Below are 3,332 nucleotides of genomic sequence, written 5' to 3' on the forward strand. Positions count from 1 at the left end.
CGAAAACAGTACACTAGTCATACACAAGTCCGCTTTTGATTCTGGCCGAAGGCCGTGGGAGCGAACTTGTTCGCGAAGGCTTTGTTCCAAGCGGTACATCTTCAGGAGGTGTACCGGCCCTTTCGTGAGCAAGCTCACTCCCACGCCCCCGGGCAGGCGAGCACCGCATTCCTTGCAGTGACGAGTGCGATAACCCTGAAACTATTTAAAGAAGAATCCGCATGCGCACACTGACTATCGAGCCACTGAGCAAGGACGCTTTCGCACCGTTCGGTGATGTCATCGAAACCGACGGCAGCGATCATTTCATGATCAACAACGGCTCGACCATGCGTTTTCATCGTCTGGCCGAAGTCGACACCGCACAGCCGGATGACAAGGCAATCATCAGCATTTTTCGCGCAGAATCGCTACCGATGCCCCTGACCATCGGCATGCTGGAGCGTCATCCGCAGGGCAGTCAGGCGTTCATTCCGCTGCTCGGCAACCCTTTTCTGATCGTCGTCGCGCCGGTTGGCGATGCACCTGAATCAGCGCTGACCCGCGCCTTCGTGTCCAACGGCAGGCAGGGTGTCAATTACCATCGCGGCGTCTGGCACCATCCGGTGCTGACGATCGAAAAGCAGGATGACTTCCTGGTGGTTGATCGCAGTGGCTCCGGCAACAACTGCGACGAGCATTACTTCGAGGAGAACCAGCGGCTGGTTCTCGATCCCAACCCACAGGAAGGGTAATAACCGTGCTGGCACACATGATGGAATGGCTGAATCTGGGCGTACGCTGGATTCACATGATTGTGGGCGTCGCCTGGATCGGCGCATCGTTCTACTTTGTCTGGCTGGAAAACAACCTCAACCGCAGCAACCCGCGTGAAGGGCTGTCGGGTGATTTGTGGGCGATCCACGGGGGTGGCATTTATCACCTGGAGAAATACAAACTCGCGCCACCGACCATGCCTGAGAACCTGCACTGGTTCAAATGGGAAGCCTATTCGACCTGGTTGTCGGGCGTTGCGCTACTGTGCGTGGTGTTTTACGCCAACCCGGCGCTCTACCTGCTGGCACCGGGCAGCAGCCTGAGCGGTGCCGAGGGTGTGCACATCGGCTTGGGCTCGCTGTTCGTGGGCTGGTTCATCTACAGTTTTCTGTGCGACTCGCCGCTGGGCAAGCGCCCTGCGCTACTGGGCGTTGTCCTGTTTTTGTTGCTGGTTGCGGCGGCGTACGGGTTCAGCAAGGTATTCAGCGGGCGCGGCGCATACCTGCATGTAGGCGCGATCATGGGCACCATCATGGTCGGCAACGTGTTCCGTATCATTATGCCGGCCCAGCGCGCACTGGTCGCCGCCATCGCCGAAAACCGCACGCCAGACCCAAGCCTGCCCGCCAAAGGCCTGCTGCGCTCCAGGCACAACAATTACTTCACCCTGCCCGTGCTGTTCATCATGATCAGCAACCACTTTCCGAGCACTTACGGCAGCGAGTACAACTGGCTGATCCTGGCGGGTATCGCGCTGCTGGCGGTGCTGGTGCGCCACTATTTCAATACACGGCATGACAGCCATCGCTTCGCCTGGACCCTGCCGGTTGCCGCACTGGGCATGCTGTGCCTGGCGTACGTCACCGGCCCGGCCCAGCCTGCGCCGAAGATTGTCTATCAGCCGCTGCCGGGGACCGCTGTCGGTGGTCATCGGGCTGATGAGAAACCTGCAGCGCCGCTGACTCCGCCCGCACAGGCCGAGCCCGCCAAAGCGGCAGGCGCGGATTTCAGCAAAGTGCATGACGTGATCACGCAGCGCTGCTCGGTCTGCCACTCGGCCACGCCGACCAGCCAGCTATTCAGCGTTGCCCCGGCAGGCGTGATGTTCGATACACCTGAACAGATCCAGCAACAGGCACCGCGTATCAAAGCGCAAGCTGTCACGTCGCCAATCATGCCATTGGGCAACATAACCCAGATGACCCCGCAGGAACGCGAGCTGGTGGGCGCCTGGATCGACCAGGGCGCACACATCAACTAGCAAAAAAGGGCACCTGCCCTGTTTTCGCTCCAGACGCCCCGCTCTGGAGCACTTGAGCACGGCGCTACGGGTCAGTATCCTCCGCCGCCGCTGCCAACCCGTACTGCAACTTTCCTGATTGTTGAATCTGACCGGACGGCCAACTAGCTGACTGAGCGGTCAGGACTCTATCGCCCTGAAAAATGACTTGAAACCGACACATTGGTGCCGGTTTGAGGATTACTTAAACTTTTTTTACTGATTGGCGCAGCTCTTGCTAACAACACAAAGCTGACCAGACAGACAAAATTATTGCAATCACAGACAAGGCGTCACCATAGAACGCCGGTCTGACAAATCACGATCCATATCAAGGGGCTCACCGCATGAACCGTACGTTTTCCAGTGTGTTACTGGCCAGCAGCCTGCTGGCTGCTGCACCCGCCATGGCAGAGGGTATCTTCCAGTGGCAGAGTAATAGCCTGACCTATCTCAATGGACGAGACTTTGCTGTCAACCCGGAAATACAGCAGACCTTCACCTTCGAGCACGCGGACAGCTGGAAGTACGGTGACAACTTCTTCTTCGTCGACAAGATCTTCTACAACGGCAAGAAAGACGCAACCGCAGGCGATAACACCTACTACGGTGAGTTCTCTCCACGCTTGTCGCTGGGCAAGATATTTGGCCAGAAGTTCGAGTTCGGTCCGATCAGCGATGTGTTGATCGCGGCCACTTACGAGTTTGGTGAAGGCGATAACGAGTCGTACCTGATCGGTCCGGCATTCGATTTGAAGATTCCGGGGTTCGATTACTTCCAGCTGAACTTCTATCAGCGTCAGACCGAAGGCAATCGCCCGGGTGACGGTGTCTGGCAGATCACGCCGGTCTGGTCCTACACCATTCCTGCTGGCAAATCGGATGTATTGATCGACGGCTTCATCGACTGGGTGGTGGACAACGACAAGACCTCGCGTGGCACTTACCATTCCAACCTGCACTTCAACCCGCAGATCAAATATGACCTCGGCAAGGCGTTGAATTACCCTGAGCGTCAGCTCTATGTCGGTATCGAATACGACTACTGGACCAACAAGTACGGCATCAAGGACAGCGGCTCGTTTGACACTGACCAGAACACCGCGAGTTTGTTGGTGAAGGTGTTTTTCTGATCACCTGATGATGACGATCGTTCCCGCACTCCGCGTTATACACAGGCCTTGAGATAACTATCGTGCCGATGCTCCGCGTCGGCATGCAGTTCTCGACGCTCTGCGTCGCACAGCGGTTCTGCGATGTCAGCGGTATTTGTTTCTGACTCAAGCCACCTTTTCGC

Annotated in this window: 3 protein-coding genes; all 3 read left to right on the forward strand. The window is 57.2% G+C overall.

Translation table 11 applies throughout. The features are described from left to right. Nucleotides 1–221: 221 nt before the first annotated feature. The 3 genes from DW49_RS0123500 (at nt 222) to DW49_RS0123510 (ending at nt 3,168) form a co-directional block, all read left to right on the forward strand. Nucleotides 222–734 (forward strand): ureidoglycolate lyase, encoded by a 513-nt coding sequence (locus DW49_RS0123500; RefSeq protein ID WP_005619460.1) that lies wholly within the window; start codon nt 222–224, stop codon nt 732–734. 5 nt (nt 735–739) lie between these two features. Continuing rightward, the gene (locus DW49_RS0123505; RefSeq protein WP_005619462.1) at nt 740–2,017 is read left to right on the forward strand and encodes a urate hydroxylase PuuD; all 1,278 of its coding nucleotides are present in this window, start codon (nt 740–742) and stop codon (nt 2,015–2,017) included. Between the two features lie 365 nt (nt 2,018–2,382). Continuing rightward, nucleotides 2,383–3,168, forward strand: coding sequence for an outer membrane protein OmpK (locus DW49_RS0123510; protein ID WP_003376153.1), 786 nt, complete (start codon nt 2,383–2,385; stop codon nt 3,166–3,168). Nucleotides 3,169–3,332 lie beyond the last annotated feature (164 nt).

It is taken from the genome of Pseudomonas avellanae BPIC 631, assembly GCF_000444135.1.
Lineage (GTDB): Bacteria > Pseudomonadota > Gammaproteobacteria > Pseudomonadales > Pseudomonadaceae > Aquipseudomonas > Aquipseudomonas avellanae.

Excerpts from the sequence above, each read along its gene's own strand:
- DW49_RS0123500 (WP_005619460.1), top strand. The coding sequence starts at position 222 with ATGCGCACACTGACTATCGAGCCACTGAGCAAGGACGCTTTCGCACCG.
- DW49_RS0123510 (WP_003376153.1), top strand. The coding sequence starts at position 2,383 with ATGAACCGTACGTTTTCCAGTGTGTTACTGGCCAGCAGCCTGCTGGCT.